The organism is Bacteroides pyogenes DSM 20611 = JCM 6294 (assembly GCF_000428105.1).
Lineage (GTDB): Bacteria > Bacteroidota > Bacteroidia > Bacteroidales > Bacteroidaceae > Bacteroides > Bacteroides pyogenes.
This window is the reverse complement of sequence record NZ_ATZH01000008.1, coordinates 110,543-136,040: the sequence shown is the minus strand read 5'-3', so window position 1 is coordinate 136,040 and position 25,498 is coordinate 110,543. Positions and strand designations below refer to the sequence as shown.

Annotated in this window: 25 protein-coding genes; 15 read left to right on the top strand and 10 right to left on the bottom strand. The window is 44.5% G+C overall.

The features are described 5' to 3' along the window. Positions 1–284: 284 nt before the first annotated feature. Both C234_RS0101570 and C234_RS0101565 read right to left on the bottom strand, forming a co-directional pair. A complete protein-coding gene (locus tag C234_RS0101570) occupies positions 285–1,547 on the bottom strand; it encodes a clostripain-related cysteine peptidase (protein ID WP_027324319.1) in 1,263 nt (420 codons plus the stop codon). Between the two features lie 298 nt (positions 1,548–1,845). Beyond that, positions 1,846–3,501: a B12-binding domain-containing radical SAM protein gene (locus tag C234_RS0101565; protein ID WP_027324318.1), complete on the bottom strand. Its 1,656-nt coding sequence runs from the start codon at positions 3,499–3,501 to the stop codon at positions 1,846–1,848. Positions 3,502–3,597: 96 nt separating this feature from the next. On the opposite strand from C234_RS0101565, the gene C234_RS0101560 reads away from it, so the two are divergent. Next, the gene (locus C234_RS0101560) at positions 3,598–4,443 is read left to right on the top strand and encodes a mechanosensitive ion channel family protein (RefSeq protein ID WP_200865073.1); all 846 of its coding nucleotides are present in this window, start codon (positions 3,598–3,600) and stop codon (positions 4,441–4,443) included. A gap of 290 nt (positions 4,444–4,733) precedes the next feature. On the opposite strand, the gene C234_RS0101550 is transcribed toward C234_RS0101560, so the two are convergent. Together C234_RS0101550 and rlmD are read right to left on the bottom strand one after the other, a co-directional pair. After that, complete coding sequence (locus tag C234_RS0101550) at positions 4,734–5,657, bottom strand: RluA family pseudouridine synthase (protein ID WP_027324315.1); 924 nt, start codon at positions 5,655–5,657, stop codon at positions 4,734–4,736. A 62-nt stretch (positions 5,658–5,719) separates the two neighbouring features. Further along, complete coding sequence (gene rlmD, locus C234_RS0101545; protein WP_027324314.1) at positions 5,720–7,138, bottom strand: 23S rRNA (uracil(1939)-C(5))-methyltransferase RlmD; 1,419 nt, start codon at positions 7,136–7,138, stop codon at positions 5,720–5,722. A 198-nt stretch (positions 7,139–7,336) separates the two neighbouring features. Between rlmD and ppdK the strand changes: the two genes are divergently transcribed. Together ppdK and C234_RS0101525 are read left to right on the top strand one after the other, a co-directional pair. Next, complete coding sequence (gene ppdK / locus C234_RS0101535) at positions 7,337–10,057, top strand: pyruvate, phosphate dikinase (protein ID WP_027324313.1); 2,721 nt, start codon at positions 7,337–7,339, stop codon at positions 10,055–10,057. A 283-nt stretch (positions 10,058–10,340) separates the two neighbouring features. Then, a complete protein-coding gene (locus C234_RS0101525; protein WP_027324312.1) occupies positions 10,341–11,801 on the top strand; it encodes a tyrosine-type recombinase/integrase in 1,461 nt (486 codons plus the stop codon). 93 nt (positions 11,802–11,894) lie between these two features. Here C234_RS0101525 and C234_RS0101520 read toward each other — a convergent pair whose 3' ends face one another. Then, positions 11,895–12,176: a MerR family transcriptional regulator gene (locus C234_RS0101520; RefSeq protein ID WP_027324311.1), complete on the bottom strand. Its 282-nt coding sequence runs from the start codon at positions 12,174–12,176 to the stop codon at positions 11,895–11,897. Between the two features lie 171 nt (positions 12,177–12,347). Further along, positions 12,348–13,064 (bottom strand): hypothetical protein, encoded by a 717-nt coding sequence (locus C234_RS0101515; protein WP_152532471.1) that lies wholly within the window; start codon positions 13,062–13,064, stop codon positions 12,348–12,350. A 485-nt stretch (positions 13,065–13,549) separates the two neighbouring features. Here C234_RS0101515 and C234_RS15680 point away from each other — a divergent pair, with 485 nt between their 5' ends. From C234_RS15680 to C234_RS0101445, 12 genes are all read left to right on the top strand, one after another. After that, the gene (locus C234_RS15680) at positions 13,550–13,939 is read left to right on the top strand and encodes a helix-turn-helix domain-containing protein (protein WP_052001927.1); all 390 of its coding nucleotides are present in this window, start codon (positions 13,550–13,552) and stop codon (positions 13,937–13,939) included. Positions 13,940–14,112: 173 nt separating this feature from the next. After that, the gene (locus C234_RS15675) at positions 14,113–15,189 is read left to right on the top strand and encodes an AAA family ATPase (protein ID WP_051290117.1); all 1,077 of its coding nucleotides are present in this window, start codon (positions 14,113–14,115) and stop codon (positions 15,187–15,189) included. Between the two features lie 84 nt (positions 15,190–15,273). Beyond that, positions 15,274–16,215 carry a toprim domain-containing protein gene (locus C234_RS15670; RefSeq protein WP_027324308.1) on the top strand — a complete coding sequence of 314 codons (942 nt, stop codon included), beginning with the start codon at positions 15,274–15,276 and terminating at the stop codon, positions 16,213–16,215. Positions 16,216–16,282: 67 nt separating this feature from the next. Further along, positions 16,283–17,035, top strand: coding sequence for a ParA family protein (locus tag C234_RS0101490; RefSeq protein ID WP_027324307.1), 753 nt, complete (start codon positions 16,283–16,285; stop codon positions 17,033–17,035). Between the two features lie 5 nt (positions 17,036–17,040). After that, complete coding sequence (locus tag C234_RS0101485; protein ID WP_027324306.1) at positions 17,041–17,385, top strand: hypothetical protein; 345 nt, start codon at positions 17,041–17,043, stop codon at positions 17,383–17,385. A 287-nt stretch (positions 17,386–17,672) separates the two neighbouring features. Next, positions 17,673–18,023, top strand: coding sequence for a hypothetical protein (locus C234_RS0101480; protein ID WP_248596468.1), 351 nt, complete (start codon positions 17,673–17,675; stop codon positions 18,021–18,023). Between the two features lie 604 nt (positions 18,024–18,627). Continuing rightward, positions 18,628–18,798, top strand: coding sequence for a hypothetical protein (locus C234_RS17300; protein WP_154656388.1), 171 nt, complete (start codon positions 18,628–18,630; stop codon positions 18,796–18,798). Between the two features lie 1,024 nt (positions 18,799–19,822). Continuing rightward, positions 19,823–20,281 (top strand): DUF2958 domain-containing protein, encoded by a 459-nt coding sequence (locus tag C234_RS0101465; RefSeq protein ID WP_235394646.1) that lies wholly within the window; start codon positions 19,823–19,825, stop codon positions 20,279–20,281. Between the two features lie 26 nt (positions 20,282–20,307). Then, on the top strand, positions 20,308–20,850 hold the full coding sequence (locus C234_RS0101460) for a hypothetical protein (protein ID WP_027324303.1): 543 nt from the start codon (positions 20,308–20,310) through the stop codon (positions 20,848–20,850). A gap of 104 nt (positions 20,851–20,954) precedes the next feature. Next, positions 20,955–21,221, top strand: a complete 267-nt coding sequence (locus tag C234_RS0101455; RefSeq protein WP_027324302.1) for a hypothetical protein — start codon at positions 20,955–20,957, stop codon at positions 21,219–21,221. Positions 21,222–21,528: 307 nt separating this feature from the next. Further along, the gene (locus C234_RS0101450) at positions 21,529–22,110 is read left to right on the top strand and encodes a type I phosphoribosyltransferase (RefSeq protein WP_027324301.1); all 582 of its coding nucleotides are present in this window, start codon (positions 21,529–21,531) and stop codon (positions 22,108–22,110) included. Further along, on the top strand, positions 22,107–22,604 hold the full coding sequence (locus tag C234_RS0101445) for an SLOG family protein (protein WP_027324300.1): 498 nt from the start codon (positions 22,107–22,109) through the stop codon (positions 22,602–22,604). The genes C234_RS0101450 and C234_RS0101445 overlap by 4 nt, the downstream gene beginning before the upstream one ends. A 220-nt stretch (positions 22,605–22,824) precedes the next feature. On the opposite strand, the gene C234_RS0101440 is transcribed toward C234_RS0101445, so the two are convergent. The 4 genes from C234_RS0101440 to C234_RS17725 form a co-directional block, all read right to left on the bottom strand. Continuing rightward, the gene (locus C234_RS0101440) at positions 22,825–23,187 is read right to left on the bottom strand and encodes a YolD-like family protein (protein WP_248596467.1); all 363 of its coding nucleotides are present in this window, start codon (positions 23,185–23,187) and stop codon (positions 22,825–22,827) included. 59 nt (positions 23,188–23,246) lie between these two features. Further along, a complete protein-coding gene (locus tag C234_RS0101435; RefSeq protein ID WP_027324298.1) occupies positions 23,247–24,833 on the bottom strand; it encodes a Y-family DNA polymerase in 1,587 nt (528 codons plus the stop codon). Between the two features lie 228 nt (positions 24,834–25,061). Further along, positions 25,062–25,241: a transcriptional regulator gene (locus tag C234_RS0101425; protein WP_027324297.1), complete on the bottom strand. Its 180-nt coding sequence runs from the start codon at positions 25,239–25,241 to the stop codon at positions 25,062–25,064. A 53-nt stretch (positions 25,242–25,294) separates the two neighbouring features. After that, positions 25,295–25,498, bottom strand: a complete 204-nt coding sequence (locus C234_RS17725) for a hypothetical protein (RefSeq protein ID WP_034540482.1) — start codon at positions 25,496–25,498, stop codon at positions 25,295–25,297.

Here is a 25,498-nt window from a genome sequence, read left to right as displayed (position 1 = left end):
TGCCTTCACAAATTTCGGCTTTGCTTTGAGATTGTATCGTGCATTAAGGCACAGCCCCTTGTTGAAATACGGGCATAAAAAAAGGAGTACCGCTGTACTCCAACCTTTGTTAACCTTAAATCTAATACTATGAAAAACACATTGCAAAGATACGGGTTTTTCGTTAAACTGCAAGTATATTCATCGAAAAGATATGTTTTATAACATTGATTAATATTTTTGTTTCTCGCTTCTATTTTTATTAAGAATTTTCTTCTTCGAAAACCATGCTTTGAAAACTTCTGTTAATGGGTGGCTTTGTACCACGAAGTTTCAGTTTTCGCCGTAATGGTGGCTGGGTGAATACTCGGATCGGATATCGTAATGCCGGAGAAAGTATGAATTTTTGCTGTTCCCGGAGAAGGAAGCCCCATGGAATAATAATACTCCGTATATTGTTTGTAAGGAACCGCGCGTTCAAGTTGTTTGTTAAACTGATTCAGCAGATCGGGATCTTGGCAGAGCTTGGCTGCATAGTCGCCGCAATCGAAGAATTTCACGGGGTTATATCCATCCAGCTTTTGCAATGTACCGAGCAAGGCCTCGTCGAAAGTGAACCGTTGGTTTATGTCTCTCATGATGGCAACCAGCTCATCCATCTCCGAACATTTGGTGACACTTATTGTTCCGTAGGGAAGTACGTAATTCGAATAGAAAGAATAGAATCCTTCTGTAATCGCTTTATAATTTACATTGCCCAACAGATGTTTTCCTATGATGTCGTACGGCATGCCATACTCCATGATTTCACAGGTTGATCCGATCAGGTAATCGGTCGCTTTTCTCAATTCGTAAGCTACTTCAACGGTTGCCATGTAGCAGTCGTCGAATAGTATGTATTCCATTTTCATTCCGGCATCGGCTATCGCGTCGGCAAGTGTTTTGATTTCTGTCTGATATTGGCTGTCAAATCCTCCGAAATAACGCGTCATGGGCCTGTCTGTGTATTCCCAATGCTTCTTGTATACCTCCGGCATCTCTTTGTCTGTCTGTCGGCTGCTACGCAGGGTTTTCTTTTTCGTCGGCACCACAGGCAGCCATCCCATGCCGTGACATCCGATCACCATTCCGTATCGGCGGGCTTCGGCATAACTTCGCACATCTTTCAGAATAGAACTTATTCCGGCTGTAGTGGTATATTCGGGGGTGGAGGAAAAGCGATATTCTTTCAGCACTTTACGGGTTACTTTTTTCTTTTCGGCGGGGTAAAAGGGAGATTTGTTGTAAACGAACTCGAAAAGGGAAGCCTGTGTGGGTGTTTCCGCCAGAAATACAAGAACTTTTTCGTTCCTCAGTCCGCGCTCCAATATAGCCTTTTCCATATCGTCGATATTTCTACGGAAAGCACTCAGAAGATTGCTTGCCCAAGGCATGTACATAAATACGGTCTGCTCATTTTTTATTGCGATGGGATCGGGATCATCGTTCTTACACGCGATCACACTGAACGATAAAACTAAAAATAAGACGGCTGATTTTAGCCGGTCGTAATATTTCTTTGGTTTCATGAGTTGTTTTTCAGTTTGATGTTTCTTCCGGAACGGTCTTCCTTAGCTTGTTTTAAAGTACAGGCATAAAAAAAGGAGTACCGCTGTACTCCAACCTTTGTTAACCTTAAATCTAATACTATGAAAAACACATTGCAAAGATACGGACATTTTGCTAACCTGCAAGCATGTCTGCCTAAAAGATGTGTTTTATAACATTGATTAATACTTTTCTTCTCCGATTCTATTTTTATTAAGAAAATCGGGGCGGAGATATTTATTTTTATTGATGTCTGAGGAATGTATCTATCATCTGTTTTTACACACAGCCGGAACCGGGAAGCCATTCGCCCCTGAATGAAGGTGTTGACTTCTGGATTTCCGATTCGAATCCGAACCAGTATCCGTGCCCTTCTTCGTCGACGGGCAGAAAGCAGAGACGAAGCTTCTCGTGATACGAACCGTAGACCGTATTCCACTGCGGGGGCGGAACCTGATGTTTCGTCTTCACTCTTTCGGCAGGAGCTTTTTTGAGCGACATACCCGCTTCTATCCATGCAATGCTGACTTGGGTGAGGTAAGACGGATAGTGTGTTTTGCAGAAATCGTAAAGAATCAGTCCGCGCCGTTCGAGGCTCAACGGACTGTCTATCACATCGGTTCCGACCAGATGCTGTAGCAGGTCGTGCAGGAACGTTTCGTTTTCCGTAATCAGCAGGCGGGTGACGCTTCTCCATGTGGGAGCGTTGTAAAACCCGTCCAACAGCCGCGACAGGTGATGGGCCGTTTGCAGCTCTTCGATGGTAATTTCGCGGGTTTGCAGCACTTCGTAGGGCGGGAGAGGGGAGTATTGTATCCCGAGTTCGCCGGCTCTTCTGCGCATCTCGGTGCCGGGAAGGAGCTTGAGAGACTCCAGCTGGATTTCTCCCGCACCGTATCCCGCCAGCGTGCGCACGTCTTCGAATATTTCCGATAGCCGGTAAAGCGGCAGGCCGGCAATGAGGTCGGCATGTGTCTCCATGTTCTTCAGCGAGCACAGATAACGGAGTCCTGCCAGCGCATCGTCGAGTTTTCCCATGCGCCGGCTTTGTTGCAGCACGGGTTCGCGCAGGCTTTGAATGCCCGCCTCCAGATGCAGCAGTCCCGGAGGAGCGGCCGCGAGATATTGCTTTAACTCTTCCGACAGCAGGGCGGGATGAATCTCCAAGTGGAAACACATGTCCGGAAATTCGCCGAACAGGCCCAGCAGGGCTTTGGCCCTTTGGTGGTTGTAGTTGAACGTGCGGTCGAGTACGCGCACATTCTTTATGCCGTGCCGATGAATGACTTGCAGACGTTTGCGCACATCTTCGACGGGAAGCGTGCGCACGGGCTTTTCTCCGCCGCTCACGCAGAAAGCGCAGGTGTTGAAACAGCCGCGCGTGGTTTCTAACTGAACAAAAGGCTTGTCCCAGTTGAAAAAACGGCTTTCTTCGGGAGCGGTCAGTCCGGCGAAGTTCGCCACACGCGCCAGACCGTTGTCGTGATACTCGTTCTGCTCGTCGAGATAGCAGAAGCCCGTTATTTCCTTCCACTCCTTGCTGCACCGGTCCCAAAGCCGCAACCAACGGGGAACCGATTCTTCGCCCTCTCCGCGGAAAACTCCGGTGACAAACCTGTTCTTGCGGAGAAACTCTTCGTTATCGCCCAGAAACTCGGGACCTCCGAGCACGATCCGGCAATGCGGCAGCAATGCTTTGACACGTGAGGTGATGTGCAGCAGCTGTTCGTGATTGAACAGCCAGTTGGTGGCGGCAAGAATGTCGGGGCGGTGGCGGCAAACCTGCTGCACCACACTGCCGGTACTTTCGTTGATCGTAGCCGATACGGCGCACCATTCGATGGATGTATCGCAGGCTATTTGCGCGTGAATGGCAGGCAATGCTAATGAGGAATGAGCGTACGAACTGTTTAAATCGAGCCAAAGAAGTTTCATGCGGATTTTTTATTCTCGGGCAAAAGTACAAAAAAAACGGTTCCTTGCTTCATTACATAATCTGAAAATGTTATATTTGTGATAAATAATCCGGATATGGAAGGATCTGATAAACTCGACAACATCCTCAATTTCTCTATCTTAAGATTGGGAGAAGGTTTCAATCTCAATGTGTTATCGGTAATTGAGATTGCGATTGTGATTGTGGTTGCCTTTTTCCTGCTTTTCATGATTAAAAAAGGCGTCTACAAGGTGACTCGTTTGGATTTGGGCAAGAAATACGCTCTTTATAACCTGATCCGATATGTGGTTACGATCATCGCTTTCTGCTTTGTATTGGAGATTCTCGGGTTCAATATCAAGATATTGCTTGCTGGGTCGGCTGCTTTGCTGGTGGGTATCGGATTGGGTCTGCAGAATCTGTTCAGCGACTTTGTTTCGGGTATTATTTTGTTGGTAGATTCATCCGTGAAGGTAGGGGATGTGATAGAAGTCAACGGTCTGGTTTGTCAGGTGAAAGATATTAATTTGCGTACCACTCTTGTATTGACACGCGACGACAAATTTATATTGCTCCCCAATACGCAGCTGACTAAAAACGAACTTATCAACTGGACGCATGCGACTTCTTCTTCCCGGTTCGATGTGACTGTGGGAGTCGATTACGATTCCGATATCGATCTTGTGTGCCATATTATGCAGGAAGTCTGCGAAAAGGAACCGGGAATATTGGATACGCCCAAACCTTTTGTACGTTTCAACAACTTTGGAGAACATGCTTTGCAATTTACTGTTTACTTTTGGTGTGCCAATATGTTCCGGGTAGAGAATACCAAAAGCGAAGTGCGGCGGAAGATACTGAAAGAGTTTCGTTTTCACGGTATTAAGATTCCCTTTCCTCAACGTGTGGTGCACATTCAGGAGAACGCTTCCGGAGATTAAACACGTCCGTATGCCGAAACGCGTTGGGCCGTTTTTACAAAACCATTATTCTCTGCCGGCTGCTTTCGGCAGGTCCCGAAAGCAATGCGGTTCTTTTTCTACATGTCTTTGCCGGCAATACGGGGCCTTATTATGAGGTTTTCGAAAGCAATGCGGTTCTTTTTCTACATGTCTTTGCCGGCAATATGGGCCCTTATTATGAGGTTTTCGAAAGCAATGCGGTTCTTTTTATGCCCGCTGCTTCCGGCAAAGGGCGGTATAAACTCTTCAGGACAAAGTTAAAGCGGTTTTTATTGCTTTTTTAAGAACAGCTTTTTGAACTCTGCGGGATAAGGAGTCTCAAATTTCATCAACTCCCCCGTTACGGGATGATAAAAGCAAAGTTTGAAGGCATGAAGCGCCAGTCGTCCGATAGGGTTGGGTGAATCTTCGCCGCCATACCGTCCGTCGCCGATAATGGGGTGTCCCAGATCTTGCATGTGTACGCGTATTTGATTCTTTCTTCCTGTTTCCAGATCAAGCTCCATCAGAGAGTACCCGTTGGCCCGTTTGATTGTTCTGTAGTGAGTGATCGATTTCGCCCCTCCGTCGTCGTACCGGCTGGAACTCACGTAGATCGTTTTGTCCGTAAGCCATGACACAATGGTGTCGTAATCTTTCTCCACCGTTCCTTCCACTACGGCTACATATCGGCGGTCGGTCACGATATCGTGCCAGTTGTCGCGTAGCGTGCGCTGGGTTTTCTCGTCTTTGGCGAACATCATCAGGCCGGAAGTATCTCTGTCGAGCCGATGAACAATGTGTACCCGGTACTGACGTCCCGAACGTTGCACGTATTCGTTGAGTATAGTGTATGCCGTACGTTCTTTCTGCCGGTCGGTATTCACCGAAAGAAGTCCCTGCATCTTCTCGACGACAATGATATACTTGTCTTCGTATACGATTTTCAACAGTCTGTTATGGAATTCTCTCTTCCCTTTTTCTTTGCTGATTTGCACTTTCATTCCCGGCTTCAGCGGAAAGTTGAATTGAGTCGTAATGACTTTGTCTACCAAAACCACCCGTTTACTGAGTAATGATTTCAGTTTGGTGCGGCTGGCATCCGGCATTTTGGCGGCAAGGAACTCCATTAGCTCCATAGGTTCGCTTACCGAATAATCGGTATATTGGGCACGTGCTTTCTCAGCAGGGGTTCTTCTCGGTCTTTTCTTCATTCCTTTATTCTTTGAGGCAGTATATTCTTTTTCTTTCGATGGGTGTGCAAGGCTTTTACGCATTAACGCAATTCCAGCAAAACGACATTCTCTACGTGGTGGGTGTGCGGGAACATATCCACCGGTTGCACGGCCGTTACCTTATACTTCCCGTCGAGCAACTGCAAGTCGCGCGCTTGTGTAGCGGGGTTGCAGCTTACGTAAACAATTCGCTTCGGTTCGGCAAACAGGATAACGTCGATCACATCCTGATGCATGCCGGCACGCGGAGGATCTGTAATGATGACGTCCGGCCTTCCGTGCTCGTTGATGAAATCTTGCGTCAGTATGTCTTTCATGTCTCCGGCATAGAACAAAGCGTTTTCTATTCCGTTGATTTCGGCGTTGACCTTGGCGTCTTCAATCGCTTCGGGCACATATTCGATACCGATGACCTGTCGTGCCCGACGAGACACGAAATTGGCAATCGTACCCGTTCCGGTATACAGGTCGTACACCAGTTCGTTTCCGGTCAGTCCGGCAAAGTCTCTCGCCACCTTATATAAAGTGTATGCCTGTTCGGAATTTGTCTGGTAGAATGACTTCGGCCCGACTTTGAAACGGAGTCCTTCCATTTCCTCGAAGATATGGTCGTTTCCTTTATACACGTGCACGTCGAGATCGTTGATGGTGTCGTTGCACTTATTATTTATAATGTATAATAGCGAGCTGATTTCCGGAAACGAATCGGCCACGAACTGCAACAGTCGGTTGAAAAGCTCCATTTCATGCTCTTCTGTGATCTTGCAAATCACAATCACCATAAGTTCGCCCGTTGAAGAGGTGCGTACGATCATGTTGCGCAACATTCCTTCCTGCGTGCGCAGGTTGATGAACGAATAGTCGTGTTCGTAGGCATAATCGCGTATTGCGTTGCGTATCCGGTTGGAAATGTCATCCTGCAACCAGCACTTTTCGATGGCAAGCACCTTGTCGAACGCACCGGGAATGTGGAAGCCTACGGCATTCATCTGTTCATATTTCACATCCTGACGGACTTCTTCTGTAGTCAGCCAGCGTTTGTTGGAAAACGTGAATTCCAGCTTATTTCGATAGAACTCGGTCTTTTCGGAACCCAGGATGGGTGAAATTTCCGGAAGATCGATTTTGCCTATCCGCCGCAAGTTGTCTTCCACTTGCTTCTGTTTATATCTGATTTGTTCGGAATAAGGCAGCACTTGCCATTTACACCCGCCGCATACTCCGTAATGTTGGCAGAAAGGAACGGCCCGCTTGGGAGAATATTCATGAAACTTCACCGCCTCGGCTTCGGCATATTTGTTTTTTTTACGCTTGATTTGCAAGTCTACCACATCGCCCGGCACCACATAGGGAACAAAAATCACCAGATCATTCATTTTCGCGATGGCTTTCCCTTCGGCTGCCACATCTAAAATTGTAACCTTCTCCAATAAGGGAAGCTCTTTTTTCTTTCTTGCCACTTCTATACCAGTCTAAATAATTCGGTCGCAAAATTAGATATTTTTCCGGAAATATTTCGTGTATTTACAAATATTCGGAATTGTAAAGTCGAAATTGCATTTTGCAAGAAAGTTTTTGATGGAAAAGTTTTATGGTTTGCGAAATATACTTAGATTTGCGACCGAAAGAAAACATAGCGAAACTTTAAACACAATATTATGGACAAAAAAAGAGTTTATACCTTTGGTAACGGTCAGGCGGAAGGAAGAGCCGACATGAAAAACCTTCTGGGAGGTAAAGGCGCTAATCTTGCCGAAATGAATCTTATCGGAATTCCTGTGCCTCCGGGATTCACAATAACTACTGATGTATGTACGGAATACAACAAGTTGGGACGCGATAAAGTGGTGGAACTGCTGAAAGACGAAGTAGTAAAAGCCATTGCTCACCTTGAAGTGCTGATGAAATCGAAATTCGGCGACATAGACAACCCCTTGTTGGTTTCGGTTCGTTCGGGAGCCCGCGCATCCATGCCGGGAATGATGGATACCATTCTCAATCTCGGTTTGAATGACGAAGTGGTGGAGGGAATCGTGCGCAAGACGAACAATCCTCGTTTCGCATGGGATTCGTACCGTCGCTTTGTGCAGATGTACGGAGATGTGGTGTTGGGTATGAAACCGACGAACAAGGAAGACATCGATCCGTTCGAAGCGATTATCGAAGAGGTGAAAGAAGCGAAAGGCGTGAAGCTCGACAATGAGCTGGCTGTAGAAGACCTGAAAGAATTGGTGACTAAATTCAAAGCTGCCGTAAAAGCCCGGACAGGAAAAGATTTCCCGACTTGCGCGTACGAACAACTTTGGGGGGCTATCTGCGCCGTATTCGATTCATGGATGAACGAACGAGCCATCCTGTATCGCAAAATGGAAGGAATACCCGATGAATGGGGTACTGCTGTTAATGTACAGGCAATGGTGTTCGGCAATATGGGCGATACTTCGGCTACGGGCGTGTGTTTCTCTCGTGACGCCGGTACGGGCGAAAACCTTTTCAACGGCGAATACCTGATTAACGCGCAGGGTGAAGACGTAGTGGCAGGTATCCGCACACCGCAACAGATTACAAAGATAGGTTCGCAACGTTGGGCCGAGTTGGCAGGAGTGACAGAGGAGCTGCGTGCCGTAAAATTCCCGTCGATGGAAGAGGCCATGCCGGAAATATATAAAGAATTGGATGCTTTGCAGACCAAGCTGGAGAACCACTATAAGGATATGCAGGATATGGAGTTTACCGTACAGGAAGGAAAGCTCTGGTTCTTGCAGACACGTAACGGCAAGCGTACAGGCGCGGCCATGGTGAAAATTGCGATGGACTTGCTGCGCGAGGGTATGATTGATGAAAAGACCGCTTTGCTCCGTGTAGAACCCAACAAATTGGACGAATTGCTTCATCCCGTATTCGATAAAGAGGCTTTGAAACAAGCGAAAGTATTGACACGTGGTCTGCCGGCCTCTCCCGGAGCAGCTTCCGGTCAGATCGTATTCTTTGCGGAAGACGCTGCCGAATGGGCTGATGCAGGAAAAAGGGTTGTGATGGTTCGTATTGAAACTTCTCCCGAAGACTTGGCAGGTATGGCTGTGGCTCAAGGTATTCTTACGGCTCGGGGCGGTATGACTTCGCATGCGGCTGTGGTTGCCCGTGGTATGGGAAAATGTTGCGTGTCGGGCGCCGGCGCATTGAATATCGACTACAAGGCCCGTACGGTAGAAGTGGACGGTATCGTTCTGAAAGAAGGCGATTATATTTCTTTGAACGGAAGTACGGGAGAAGTATATAAAGGAGAAGTAGAAACGAAAGCCGCCGAACTTTCGGGTGATTTTGCCGATCTCATGAAACTGGCCGACAAATATACCCGTTTGCAGGTGCGCACGAATGCCGATACTCCTCATGATGCTACTGTGGCTCGTAACTTTGGTGCTGTAGGAATCGGTCTTTGCCGTACGGAACACATGTTCTTCGAAGGAGAAAAGATTAAGGCGATGCGTGAAATGATTTTGTCGGAAAACTCCGAAGGGCGTCGTAAAGCACTGGCAAAGATACTTCCTTACCAGCAGGCAGACTTCAAAGGAATTTTCAAGGCTATGGCGGGATTCCCGGTTACGGTGCGTCTGCTCGACCCTCCTTTGCATGAGTTCGTTCCGCACGATATGAAAGGACAACAGGAGATGGCCGACACAATGGGCGTAAGCTTGCAATATATCCAGCAAAGGGTAGAATCGCTGTGTGAACATAACCCGATGTTGGGTCATCGTGGTTGCCGTTTGGGAAATACGTACCCCGAAATTACCCAGATGCAGACGCGCGCTATTTTGGGCGCAGCTTTGGAATTGAAGAAAGAAGGAGTGGAAACGCATCCTGAAATCATGGTTCCATTGACTGGTATTCTGTATGAGTTTAAAGAACAGGAGAAGGTTATCCGTGAAGAGGCTGAAGAACTGTTTGCCGAAATGGGCGACCGAATCGACTTCAAGGTAGGTACGATGATCGAGATTCCGCGTGCGGCTTTGACTGCCGACCGAATCGCTTCTTCCGCCGAGTTCTTCTCATTCGGAACGAACGACTTGACGCAGATGACTTTCGGTTACTCCCGCGATGACATCGCTTCTTTCTTGCCGGTTTATCTGGAAAAGAAGATTTTGAAGGTAGATCCGTTCCAGGTACTCGACCAGAAAGGCGTAGGCCAACTCGTAAGCATGGCTACCGAGAAAGGACGCGCCATTCGTCCGGACCTCAAGTGCGGCATTTGTGGTGAGCATGGCGGTGAACCTTCATCCGTGAAATTCTGCCACAGGGTCGGATTGAACTACGTAAGCTGTTCTCCGTTCAGAGTTCCTATTGCACGGTTAGCGGCGGCGCAGGCCGCCGTCGAAGAATAATCGAAACGTGCTGAAAATTAGCTATATAAAGGGCAAGTATCTGGGAAACAGGTACTTGCCCTTAGTTTTTTGTGCATATTCTGCCTGTTCCAAATGCAGAATAAGAGGCCAAAATCAGGGCAAATGTTTCCCAAAAATCAGGAGCGTGTTTCCCAAGCCATTCATTTGTTTCCCAAAAAACACCGGATGTTTCCCAAAAAAATCTCGGTGTTTCCCAGATTTTAGAACTCTGCAAACAGGTATTTTATCACAATTTGAATAACCCCAAATAACAATTTTCAGCATGGCAACATTAAAAGCAATTGTAAAGTCAAGGACAAGAAACGGAATGTACAATGTATATATCCGTATTACTCAAAACAGACAGTTCGCTTACGTTAGAACATCATGGATGGTAAACGATAAGGGATTAAGTGATGATAAGAAAGACATCATTGATCCCTTCGTAATACAGCAAACTTCAATCTTGATAGAAAAGTTTTATAATATGCTTAATCAAGTTGATGCTTCTACGTGGTCAGCAAACGAAGTACTCACTTATGTGACCGACTATGGAAAAGACCTTTCTTTCTCTGATTACGCAAGAGCGCATATCGAGAAATTGATTAAAAGAGGACAGGAACGCACTTCACGTAACTATAAGTGGTCTCTGCAACATATGGAAAGATTCGCAGGGACAGACAATATCATGTTTTCACGTCTTACTTCTGCTTTCCTTAACCGATGGATAGAATCCCTTTCCACCACAACTCGAAGCAAGGAACAATATCCAGTATGTATGAGGGAGGTGTACAAAGCTGCCAGAAGAGAATTCAATGACGAAGAACGAGGAATACTTAAACTGAAGAATCCTTGGAGTAATGTCACTATCCCAAGAAGTGATGTGCCCGAGAAGCGTGCCATTCCTGCAAGCAAATTGCGTGCATTCTTCAATGTCGTTCCAGATAGAAGTAAATTCACTCACCCACTAATGGAAGTTGGTCAGGATGTGGCATTGATTTCATTCTGTATGTGCGGCTTAAATGCTGTGGACATCTTTAATGCGAAGAAGGATCAGTACGATGGGAACATCTTTCACTACGAACGACAGAAGACGAGGTCGACACGTTCTGACAGAGGTTACTTTGAAGTTCGTGTACCAGCATTCTTGAAACCAACATTTGAGAAGTATCTCACAAAAGATGAACGTTCCCCATGGTTGTTTAACTTCCACGATCGTTTAGCAACATCTGATTCTTTCTGTGCAAACGTCAATACGGGCATTAAGCAGATTTGGGAAAAGGTAGAGCCAGGTTACAGAGCATCGCTCTATGCCTTTAGACATAGTTGGGCAACCATAGCCCAGAACGAATGTGGAGCAACAATGAATGATGTTGATTTTGGACTCAACCATTCTATCAACAGAATGGCAAAAGTATATGTCAAGATAGATTTCACTCCTGCGTGGATTCTTAACGAAAAGGTAATCGATTTTGTGTTCTTCACTGATCACGAGTCAAAGTACATCGAAAAAGAGGATAAGTCATTTGAGAAAATATCAAAGTACAACTATGTCCGTGCTGAAGCCTTTGTTATGGGTAAACAGGTTTGTGCTATAGAAGATACAGGCTTTTCTAATGTTGATCAGGTAATGGACAAACTTGTGACTATCCTACCTAAGAATATTCACAATGCTCGAGTTCAGTTCAAGATAACCAATGTTGATAAAAACTTGACTCAGATGTATCAACGTCTGATTCCATAAAACAGTTTTCTCTTTTAACTGATACTTATACAAAAAAACTCAGATACAGTATTGTGCTGCATCTGAGTTTTTTAATGTACTTCTCGAACCTGGCTACAGAATGTAATTCTGCTGAATGTTTGCGAGTTTCTGTAGATCTATCAACCTGTAGCGTTTCTTGCCTGGTGACACCCTACACGGCTTTAACTTACCATTCCTAATCCACCGTTCAACATCTGCCCTACCAAACATCTTGAACGCTTTGGCCTGGCTGATTTCAAGCTGACCTTTTTCTACTTGATGTATCTTCAATGCAATCCTTGTTGCAAGATCTGTGACAAACTGGTCGTAAGTGACCGTTTTATCCGAGAATATTATTTCTGTATTATTGTTCATTGTCTATGTGCTTATGATTACGTAAATGGAGAGGCTACCTCCGTATCTAAATCGATTCGATTGCAAAGGTAGCCCCTCAGAATCATAAGAATAATAATATCAACTATATAGGTACTGGAATATAGTTGTTATATCGCTGAACATATCATATTTGCTTATCTTTCTTGCATCTTAGATACTTTCTTTCAACTTCTTTACAAAAGCATTGCATGTGGCTTCAAAGCCAATATCTTCCATCTTGTTCAAGGAAGACTTTTCCTTTGCGAGTTTGACATTCTTTGCCTGTGACAACCCGCATCTGAGATGACTGGCACGAAGTGGCTGGTTATTGGCTGATGAAGAAATCAGCCTGTTCTCCTCAATAATCATCTGCCATGAGAAAGGCAATAAGCCATATTGCCTAAGAGCACCGAAGAATAGTGCGACATGTCTATTGACATTTGCTTGCAATGGTGCGTGCAGTTTGCATTTGAATAGATTTGCCATGTCATTCTCTGAGACATCCTGTCTGAAGAGTTTTGTAGTGTTGACAAAATCCGTGATGAGACTGATCTGCTTCTCTGAGAAATTGGCAAGACTCTCTCTTTCTGATTCGATGCTGCTGCCAGTGTTAAACAGATGCTCCATCTGATGATAGTCTTCCTCATCAAAACTTCCTTTTGAAAAGAAGAAATTGACAAGGTCTCGACGTTCTTCAAGGAGTTCCTTGATGCTAAAGACGTGCATCACATGAAGTCGCATTTGCTTTTCACGTGTACACGATGTAGGAAGATGGTATGCAAAGAAATCATTCACAAAACGAGAGTAGTTCTTCTCTCCTTTGAGGATTTCACACTGGTACTGCTCATAAGCAGCACGATAGAGTTGCCAAAGTTCATTCTCAGGCAACTCTTTCTCTTCTTTCTTTGTACAGCTTGGATAGCATGGACACAAAAAGAGAGAGAACGAAGTTGTTTTTTAACTGCTTCATTTTCTTTTTGTGTTAAGTTTATATTAAGAATAATACATGCCACACAAACGTATGCCATAGTACTGTATAATAATGTTTTCTTTCTTTTCTCATGCATATTTGGGCAAATTAGTGCAAAGTTATACAATCATGGTGCAGCCTATTCGCACTGATGTCATAAAGTAATATATACCCTTATTATATTACAGTTTTCTATTAGTATGATATATTCAGATGCAAATAAGTGATGAAAAGACATAGGAATCCAACCACATGAAACGAAAGTGGCTATATATTTACTATATAACTCCTCCTATATAGTAACATAATCCCATAAAGCATCACTATCAATATACCTTTGCATCCGAATCGATTCACAACGAGGGTGGCTCCCTCTATTGTATCACTCAAAACAATTAAAGAAATGGCGAAAAAAGACATCGAGCAACTTTCAAGACGAATAGAATTCTTGGAAATGCAAATAAAAGAGTTGAAGACTGTGGATCCAGGTGTGGTGAACGAAAAGTTGAAATCGTTAGAAGATGCGATTTACACCACAAAGGAAATCCTTAACATGAAGGATGTGTGCCAATACCTTGACATATCCAAAAGTCTTCTTTACAAGCTCACTTGTAGTGGTGAAATACCTCATTTTAAGCCACGTGGTAAAATGATTTTCTTTGAGAAGAAAGAGCTAATAGCGTGGATTAAGAGAAACAAGGTAAACGACCAAGAGTTATCCAACCTGTCCGTAAACATGGAATCAATAGAATCAAGTAAAGATGAAGAAGCGGTCAAAGAAGAACAGCATTGATGGTACCAACCTTCCAGACTCTCGTTTGGTGGAGTTGCTTGACAGGTGTGCAATATCCGTAAAGGACATTGAGACAAATAAAAAAAAGCAAAATCAAGATGGAAAAAAGAGAAGATAAACCAGTGCAATTAGTTCAGAAATCGAATCTTGAACATAAGTCACTGGAAGTTTCAATGTTAGAGAAGGACGATTTCAGTGATGAAGAGTTGGAGTCCTATCTATCAAAAGGTGAAATCAAAGCAACAGACAAGGTTACAATACCTCCCAAAATTCTCTTCGTTGGAGACTGTACCATTGCCACGTTTGGAAATTTCAGTGCTTCAACAGGTAAGGCAAAAAGTAAAAAGACATTCAACATCTCTGCAATGGTAGCAGCTGCAGTTACAAATACTACAGTGCTTAACTACCGGGCGTGCCTTCCTGAGGGGAAACGGAAGATTCTCTATTTCGATACGGAACAGAGCAAATATCATTGCCATAATGTTCTGGAGCGAATCTATAAACTGTCAGGGCTTTCTGTCAAGAAGGATGACCCACGCCTTCTGTTTTGGGGGTTGCGTGAATACACGCCGAAACTTCGTATCGCTCTCATTGATTATGCTTTGAGAAAGCACCAAGAGGTCGGTCTTGTAATCATCGATGGACTCAGAGATCTGATGTATGACATAAACAATGGTAAAGAAGCCACGGATGTGATGACCGTTCTCATGGCATGGACAAGTGTGTATGACCTTCATATCCATACTGTACTCCACTTAAACAAGAACGATAACAATCCACGTGGACATATAGGTACTGAGCTTGAAAATAAGGCAGAAACAGTACTGATTATCAGTAAGAACCTACAAAATAACAGTATCAGTGAGGTTAGACCTATGCACATGAGAGATAAAGAGTTCAGCACCTTTGCATTCCATATTGATGACAACAAGTTACCTGTTCTTGACAATGGCATTTCTGTGACTGTTGTAAAACGCAGGGAGAAGTCTCTTGTGAGCCTGGATAACGAAGTACATCAGGAGATATTGAGCAAGGCTTTCAAGAACAACTCTCCTACACGATACAGTGATTTGGTTGAAATGGTCTCACGTGCATATGAGGACGCAGGTTATAAGCGTGGAACAAATGGAATCAAGGACTTACTTAAACTTCTTTCAGGCAAAGGTATTATTGTGAAGCAAGATAATGCATATATTTATAAATCAGAGGGTTTTGTGAATCCAAGCACTGAAGAAAGCAAGAAAGTTTAGGTTTAAGTTTAACAGGTATATATATTACATACGCGCGCGCATACACCTGCAATCACGTGTACAATTACTTATACTCAATGTAACATGACTATTGAAGAAATTAAATCTGTAAGTATTTACCAATGGATGAAAGAGAATAATTATGGGGATGGTGTCAGAAAAGGCAAGAGTATTTTCTATTGCTCCCCACTCCGCCCAGAAAATAGCCCTTCATTTGCTGTTAATATCAAAGAAAACCTATGGTATGATTTTGGAAGCGGCATTGGCGGAAATCTCATCAACCTTGTTGAACGTCTGCATCCTGCGTGGTCTGAACATCAAGTTCTTTCATTTCTTCAAAGGCAAATTGAAGAAAAGAAACTGCTATACAGTAAAGATTATAACGCTGTGCTAAGAGAAGAGGAAAACAAACGTCAATGGTTAGAAGGAAAAAGAAAGGAATTTTCTGATAACTTAAACCAAGAGACATTTGTGGAAATGATTGTACCTCTGACGCATCCAGCTTTAACCGATTATATTTTCAAGAGACGTATCAGTTATAGAATCGCTCAACAATTCTGTAAAGAGGTTCACTATACTTTTCGGGGCAGAAGATACTATGCCATTGCATTCAAGAATGTAGCTAATGGTATGGAAGCACGCAATGTATTCTGCAAGCGTTGTATTGGAAAGAAGAGTATCTCTGTAATTTATGCAGACGGATCATCTCCACAGCAATGCTGCGTTTTTGAGGGATTCTTTGATTTGCTTTCTTTTCTTACGATGCAAGCAGAAATTCAATTCAACGGCATTTCCATCAATGGCTCATTTGACTACTTTGTACTCAACGGAGTTGGTGAAATCAAAATACTCATTCCTCTTTTGGAAAAATATAAGGCCATTCACTGTTATCTTGATAATGATGACGCAGGCAAGAATGCCACAAAGTCAATTATGAATGTTTACGGCAGTAAGGTTATTGATGAGTCATATCGCTATAGAGATTACAATGATCTTAATGACTGCCTTATGGCTATGCATCGATAATCATGCATCTTTTCATTTCATGTGTACATGAGTACATGTAAACATTGATACATATATACAAATAAGTATGAAACAGAAAATCATTACGTTCGCCAATCACAAAGGAGGGGTATCAAAGACCACTTCCACAGCCTCTATCGGGGCTTGCATGGCGCAAATGGGAAAGAAAGTCCTGCTCATCGACCTCGATGGACAGGCTAATCTCACCTTGTATTTCATCCCTAACGAAGATGACGTTGAGACCAGCATCTTTGATGCTCTCGTAGATGGAGCACCATTGCCAGTGAAGCATATCAGGGACAATCTCGACCTTGTGCCATCTTCACTTGAAATGGCGAGTGCGGAGATTGCCCTGACTAATCTCCTGGCAAGAGAACAGCTGCTTAGTAGGCTTCTTGACCCAATCAGGCATGACTATGACTACATCCTCATCGACTGCCCACCTTCATTGGGCATCGTCACCACGAATGCCTTTCTTGCAGCCGATGAAATCATCGTGCCCATGACTCCTGAGCTGCTTCCGCTCAAAGGAATGAGGATGCTTGATGCTTTTGTAACCAACCTCCAAAGAGTGAAGCCCTCTCTTCGCCTGGGAGGTGTGTTCATAGCCCGCTTCAACCATCGAAAACTGAACAAGGTAGTTGAGCAAGCCGTAAAGTCTCGCTACGAAAGTATCACCATGAAGACCCGAATCCGTGAGAACATAGCCCTCGCCGAGTCGGCAGGAAGCGGAAAAAGCATCTTCGAGTACGACCCTAACTCCAATGGAGCCAAAGACTACCTTGCGTTGACGGAGGAGATTATTTCACGTAATCAATAAAGACAATGGGAAAGAAGAATATGGACATCCTGCTTGGCAATATCTTGGGAAATGCTGCCATCAAGCCGCAGGACAGGTATGAAGAGCCGGCTGCTCCTTTACCAGAGAATGATGCTCCAGCACCATCTACGAAAGCAACAACCAAGGAACAGTCTGATGACTCTTGGCGACACTTCTCCTTTATATGCTCAAAAGCCCTTGTGGACAAGGTGCAAGCCATTGCCCACAAAGAAGGGTTTACTATCCGTTCCTTTATGGAATATGTCATGAAACAAGGTATAGAGGCTTATGAGTCCAAGCATGGAAAGGTGAAGAAAATCAGGTCGAAAGAAATTCATGAGGTGATGTAGCCATGTGGATAAGTAGCCATGTATATGTGTGGACGTGTACACATGTGGACATGAATACATATAGACATGAATACATATATATGTGTGGATGTGAGAACATAGTTCAAAATATTAGTAAACAATAAAATAAAAAGACAATGAAAAAGTATTTCCTAACCGCCATCCTATCATTGTTGGTGGCAACAGTGTTTACCTCTTGTGGTGATAATGACATTATCGAAGAAACTGAAAAACCATCATCCGAGCTCAAAGTATGGGTTGAGCCGTATCACATCAAAGGTGCGTCCTTGGATGAAGTAACAACTTACATGAGTGGTACAATGATGCGTTACCATTTCGAGGCAGAGAACAAGACCGCTGATAGTTTTCAGTTGGCATATAAGACGGGTAATGGCAACGAGGCTATTCTCTATAGTTTCTTGCGAAGCGACAGCACCCTGTATTCAGTCATTGATACGGAACTTATCTCCAACAGCCGTCTGATAATAGACTATCTGAAGAAACACTACACTCTCGTATCTGCATCCGATGAAACTTCCTACCAATACTGTTTCACCACCGAGGATAGGTCTATGGTCATTACCACCATGAAGGTGTCTGATGTATGTTTCAACGTGAACTATTCCTTTGTTTATTAAAATAATGAAGATTGCCACTATCAGATTTTCCAGTTCTGGTGGTGGCAATCATTCTTTTGTGTTGTTGTATTCATGTGGACGTGAATACATGTACACAACTGTATAATCTTCTTTGTAAGACCTTTATAATCCTTATCTCGTCGAAAACGATGAGTTATCCTTTTTCCAGAGTATTTTCATTTACCAAGATACAGCTTCGCCCCACACCATGAAGGATGCAACTGGAGTTCCACCTGAGAGACCTTTCGTTTATGTCAGCGGAGCATGATGTAAAGCCAGGTCACTCAGCAGGAAGGAGCATCACGAAACGACATGCGGTATCTAACAAACTGAGTAGGTGGGACGCAAGCGTTACCCACTTAATCAGTTTGCCTATACTGCATGTCCATTCGTCGAGAAGATGCTCTTGCTCACAGCTACATTCTTCATTGACCCTCCCTTCTTTCAACTTATATAAAGATGGTTGTCCTCGTTTCAACATGCTTCTTTCCCTGCTATAACGTATAATCCTTTCTTTAGCTTAACCTTCGCCCACACCGATGTCCGCAAACACTAACAGTTTGATGGAGAGACTTCCTTTGCTCCATGGTCGAGCGTATCGACTATGGGCAGGAAGCCTCTCTATCAAAGGTACGACATGAACATTCCGTCATCAAAGATAGACGAAGAGTTCATTATTGTCGCACTGGCTGTTGGTGTCTGCAAGGACATTCCCACCCACATGTTTTACAGCTTCGCCCCACACCATGAAGGAAGCAACTGGAGTTCCACCTGAAAGACCTTTCATTTATGTCAGCGGAGCATGACGTAAAGCCAGGTCACTCAGCAGGAAGGAGCATCACGAAACGACATGCGGTATCTAACAAACTGAGTAGGTGGGACGCAAGCGTTACCCACTTAATCAGTTTGCCTATACTGCATGTCCATTCGTCGAGAAGATGCTCTTGCTCACAGCTGCATTCTTTCATTGTCCCTCCCTTCTTACAACTTATAAAAAGATGGCTGTCCTCGTTTCAATATACTTCTTTCCCTGCTATAACGTATAATTCTTTCTTTAGCTTAACCTTCGCCCACACCGATGTCCGCAAACACTAACAGTTTGATGGAGAGACTTCCTTGCTCCATGGTCGAGTGTATCGACTATGGGCAGGAAGCCACTCTATCAAAGGTACGACATGAACATTCCGTCATCAGAGATAGACGAAGAGTTCATTATTGTTGCACTGGCTGTTGGTGTCTGCAAGGACATTCCCACCCAGCTGTTATAATGCTTCGCCCCACACCAATCCCAAACCATGTTGCAATTTTGGTGAGAGTCTTCCATTCAAGATCTAACGACTATGAACAGAAGACACTCCTCAAAAGGTGGTGACGTGAAAAGTCATCAATCCATGCCCACTTCCGTAAGGATGGAACTAAACACTCCATTCTTTCTGAAGTGGGCTCTTTGTATTGATGACACTTCACTTTTGTCACCACTGACAGCAAGATGATTTGGAATTAGCCCACCCGATACAGTTTTAACCGATTTCCTTTCTGGCGATACTATGGTTTCTTTTCTGAGTTATAATGTTCCTCCATGTCGTCCGTAGGATTTCGGGAATATTTTTCTGCGAAGTTATAGCGTCCTTCAACAAGTTTGCAAGTCGTGCCTTGTGAACAATCTTCCTTTTTCTACAAAAAAGAGTATTCTTCACGTCAGACTTGCATGATTGTCTTGTACGCACTTCTGAAAGCAGAAAAATCTTCCCAATCCTGTCCGAAAGGACTTAACGAAAGGGAGAAAAAATCTTAGAGATATGAAAACAGATTTGAACATGCAAAAGAACAATGACAGCAGAGCCGAACAAGGTTCGAGCACTGCAAGAACCCAGGAGTGTGCAACAAAGACTAACCGCTTGATAACATCTGAGTTGCAGAAGAGATTGGCAGACTATCCTCTTTATTCACAGGATGGCAAGCATAAGGATGCTCTCTGCATTGCTGTGTTTTACCTTGGCAATATCCGCTGGTACATCATGGAAGGACAGCAGGAAGGCAATGACTTTACGCTCTATGGCATCGTTACTGGACTGCAAGAGACGGAGTACGGCTACCAGTCTGTAACCGAAATGGAAAGTATCACCTATGATGCAAGCGAGTACGGACTTGGCACTTTGAGGATTGAGCAGGACAAGGATTTCAAGCCCTGCACCCTTGCAGAGATTGAGGACGCAGAACTGCAAGCATTCCTCTCACGGCTCTATGACAAAGACTAATGTATAACCCTTAAACATATCAGATTATGAAGATTATCGTAATGGACAGCGCAAATGTTCGCATCGAAGTTTTGAATGTTCCCGACCACATGATAAACGAGGACATCGAGCAGTTCTTGACAGAGCATGATTATTCGCTTAACAACATTTCATGGATGGCAGCCCCCATTGACTTTGTGCCGGTGCAATTCCATGATTACAGCATCAGCCAACCCAACGGAGAGTTTATGCATGCATCACGTCACGCAAGGCTCAAAGACTTTACCATCTATGACAGTGTGCAGGAAGTGAAAAACAGAGAGCAGGAAGAACTTGCAACTGCACTTCGACTTCATGGTGAAAAGGTGGATGATGGCTATGAGTGGCACTTTGAGGGAGAATGTCCCATCGTAGCCGCATACGACTATGATGAGCCTTGTGACGTGGTTATCCTTGCTGTCAGAATGGATAAAGACGGAGACATCACTTTCATTGGTGATGAGAAGAACGACCGAGGCAATGAGCATGAGATTAAGGCAGATGACATCTTTGCTGGTCATATTGACTTCATCATTTCAGAGATTGGATAGTAATTCACTTTAGGGATAGGTGGCTACAACGCTGCCTATTCCTAATAATCACAAAGTATTATGAGACAAATATTTGTAGTTTATGAAACCGTGCATGGCATAGCATGAACCATCGAAAGTGTGCAGGCGTTTTCACAAGCAAATGGGCGGCAGTGAATGCCATTGTGAAGAACCATCGCATAGAGTTGGAAGAGTTCTTCGACAAGGACGAGATAGAACAAACCTCAAAACGTGTGCTGAAAGCAGAAGCAAGACGCATACTCCGTAAGGAACTTGAAATTGCCTACCAGACCCAAGGCTATGAGACGAATTATGACATTGAGGTGTGGAACATCAATGAGTGGTATCTAAACTTATACGACCCCGAATGACTAACAAAGAGCGAAAAGCAGTACATCCTCTTTTACTATCTTGGCAAGTCCTATCATGTAGGGTTCACGTAAAGATGCTCTTTACTTCCTGTCGGACGGGTGATTAGGGAGAATTTTCTGCGAAGTTACCACTGTTCAATGCAAATGGCAAGTCGTGCTTCGTGGACAATCTTCCTTTTTAACAGAAAAAGAGTATTCTTCACGGCAGACTTGTCTGATTGCCTTGACCGCACTTCTGAATGCAGAAAATCTTCCCAATCACAGTCCGAAAGGATTTAACGAGAGGGAAATAAAAATCAGAAGAACAATGAACATGGTCAAGGTTTACATCAAAGGACAAGAAGACAAGAACCTAAGCAGTTTCTTACGTTACTATCCTGCAAGAATAAAAAACATTGGGTTTGATGCTGTTTTTGACAGACAAATCATCTATGACTTCAAGGATGGTCACAACCATGCAGAAGTAGCCAAATGTGTTGCAAAGATGTTGGTGAAGAAGTATGGACGCAAGATAGGCAAGGTAGTCTTCTCTTGTATTCCTGCAAGCAGCCAGGAACGAAACGAGGCTCGCAACAAGTATTTCTCCGAACTTGTATGCAGGCTATCGGGTGCCATTGATGGTTTTTCACATGTAAGAGTAAGAGGGGAACGTACTGCCGTTCATGGAACAAAAATAAAGAAAGAATTACGCATGAAGAGATTACAGGAGGGTATGAACATTGAGGTGGATGCAGATTTCTTCAAGAATAAGATAGTCTGCATTTGGGACGATGTGGTGACAACCGGCTCTTCCTTTTGTGCTTATAGTAATCAATTAGAACAGGTCGGGGCGCATGTTACAGATGGCATATTCCTCGGCAAGACATCATATAAATATGTACAGCAATGAAAAAAAGAAACAACAACTCATTTGACAGGGCTAAATCAGCAGCCTTCACAGGACATCGTTACTATGACTTCTCACGAAAAGAGATTATCAGGCAACGTCTGTCACGAGCCATTGTCGTAGCATACGACAATGGCATCCGAAACTTCATTTCGGGATTTGCCACAGGCATAGACCTTATGGCAGCTCAGACCGTACAGTCTCTGAAGCTCTCTCACCCAGGAATGGTGCTCATCGCCGCAATACCTTTCAGAGGACAGGCTGGCAGGTTCAAAACACATGACAGGAGGTGTTACGATGAACTTATAGAAAAAGCAGACGAGGTGATTGTATTGTCGGAACATTATTATCCGAGGTGTTTCCTTGACAGGGATGAGTTTATGGTATGCAATGCAGCACAGATTATTGCCTATTATGATGGTAGGGAAAGAGGAGGAACTTATTACACCATAAGAAAGGCAAGAGAGATGGGTATTTCTGTTACAAACTTATATTAGAACGCTTATGAATGAGATATTTGATATTGTTGTCATTGTCGTTGTCTTCCGCGTGCTGTTCGCTTTCTTAGGAGCATGGTGGCATGGGGACGAGCGCAATGATTTCAGACGGGATAGATAGTCATAGTTCTACATGTAATGACTAAGAATTGTAGTGGCAGCCTTATTGGATGCTTCTACAGGTGCATTATGTGGCTACACTTCAATCGGTGATGAACATTCAAAATGCTCTGTTATCGAACAATTCCCCTTTTATGTCAATGATTTCATTTGCCTTGATTTGCGTGTTGTCGTCGAAGGTAATCTTTTGTTCGTACTCATCCCAGGACTTGATGAGACCCGAATGTGTCTCATATTTGCCACCTTCCTTCTGCAAGTCAGGAACAAAGTATGTAATGCGGACATACGGATGTTCGTCGAGGTGCGCTAAAAGTAATGTGATTTTCTGGTTGAGCACTTCGCACTCATTCTCAGCGAGTTCTATCGCCTTGTCTGTCAGTCTTGCCGTTTCACTGATGGCTGCACTATGCCCTGTTAGAGCCGCAAAGGGAGCGAACTGAGCTGCACGCTGATACATGGTCATTTGTGGCCTGACCTTTGATACATGGTGGGGCAAGTCAATGATATGGGCGTATTTATCCATTAGGCTTTGTGTCCTCCTATCTGTTTATTGCGTTCTATGGCTGTAGCCCCTTCTTCAAGGTTTAGTCCCCGAAGTATGGAGTTCTTGCCGAACTTGCTCTTGATACTCAGCAGTGTCTCCTGCATCCTTCGCTCCTTAGCCTGTGCCTCTTCCTCGGCTTTATGTTGTGCCTCCAATGCTTCATAGTCGGTGAACAGGTCTAACTGTATGGGAGTGGAGCTCGTTGTTCTGGCACTCTCTTCACTGATGACATGGTTGGTTGTTAGTGTTAGGCGACGTATCAGCAGGTTGGGGTTGACAATCCGGTCGTAGAGGGATGCTACAGCCTTCATAATCTGTCTGGTAGATGAAGTGTGCTTGTCCAAGTTGGCGGTTCCATGAGCCTGCTTTGGTACTTGACGGCCATAATGGTCTGTCGTGACATCGCCATGGTAGCTGTCACGAATGTCTGGGTTCGTCAAAGACTCGATGTCATAGCCTACTGTCAGCACCAGTTGGTCTGTAACGAGCCGTTTGCTCACAAGGTCGAGAGCAACGGCATCCGCCATCTCCTGGGCAACGACCCTTGCTTTATGGAATGTGTAGGGCTCTGTAAGCACCTGTCCGCTGCTCAGCGAATTGGTCTCAGGTCGATAGGCTTTCACATAGTCCATCGTGACAGGTTCCCATCCCCAGGCATGGTCGATAAGGAGTTCCGCATTTACACCAAAGAGCTTGTAAAGCAGTCCCTCACGCTCTACGGAACAGAGAGCCACATCGCCCATGGTGTACATACCATATTGAGCAAGTTTTTCTGCTATGCCTTTGCCCACACGCCAGAACTTGGTGATTGGGGTATAGTCCCACAGCTGTTCCCGGTAACTCATCTCATTGAGTTCCGCAATGCGCACACCGTCCTTGTCAGCAGGAGCCTTCTTTGCCATGATGTCCATGGCTATCTTGCAGAGGTAAAGGTTTGTGCCGATGCCGGCAGTAGCCGTTATCCCGGTATTCTTCAGTACATCACGTATCATGGTCATGGCAAGTTCATGGGCCGTCATCCTGTATGTGTCAAGGTAAGCCGTCACGTCCATAAAGACCTCGTCGATGGAATACACGTGAATATCCTCTGGAGCGACGTATTTCAGGTATATCTGATAGATACGTGTGCTGTATTCAATGTATTTGGCCATGCGAGGAGGGGCAGCAATGTAGTCAACTTCCCAATCTTCGTGAACTTTGAGTTCCTCGTCCTTCCACGACTTTCCAGTCAGGCGACAGAAAGGGCTCTTGTACCTTCGCTCATTGTTGACTGCGTCTTCCTCCTCCTCGCTCGGGATAGCCCGAGCAAGCTCGGCTCTCCGCTCGCTCCTTCGTCGGTTAACTTCACGCAACCGCTGCATAACCTCAAACAGTCGTGCCCTTCCTCCAATGCCGTAGGCTTTGAGGGAAGGGGAAACGGCCAGACAGATGGTCTTCTCTGTCCTGCTCACGTCTGCCACAACAAGATTGGTTGTGAGCGGATCGAGACCTCGCTCTACGCATTCCACGGAAGCGAAGAACGATTTCAGGTCGATGGCTATATATGTACGGTTGTCCTCGGCCATAATACTATTGATTGTTAAGATGATATGTCTCGCATATCCTTGCTATTTCCTTGATGCTTATGTTGCCATGTCATGTACCACCAGCACGTTGACTTCGTCTTCCTCCTTCTTGCAAGGCATAACCCAAGCGAGCTTGGGATTCTGATCTTGCTTCGTGCGTCGGTTCTTTATGACCGTAGTCACATGACCCGCCTATCCATACATAATATGTTGTCGAGTCCTGTACCATCACTCTACAGGTGCCCATTTGCAACGAACAGGAGAGACGATTGCGCCCTCTGCCTTCAGCTGCTTCATGGCTGCATCTACCTCTTTGCGGTCGAGACCGCTGAGTTCTGCGATTTTACCTGCGTTAAGAGGCTGACCTGCCTCTTTCATTGTTGCTAATACTTTTTCTTTTGCGTCCATTGTTTTAACGATTTAATGTGTTATTATTATAGGTTGTATCTAGTGTCATAGACTCATCTGTTGCTTCTTATTTCCAATGTTATATCCATATACGACCGCTTGCCGTCTATATAGTCGGCATAGAGCAATTCTTCGCATCGGCCTTTAAGAACATGGCATTTGCCGCACAACTCACAGTTGTGTAAGCATTTCCATTCATTCAGAACATAATCCAAACGCTCTTCTCGTGTGGATGATTCAATATTCGGTGCGGTCAT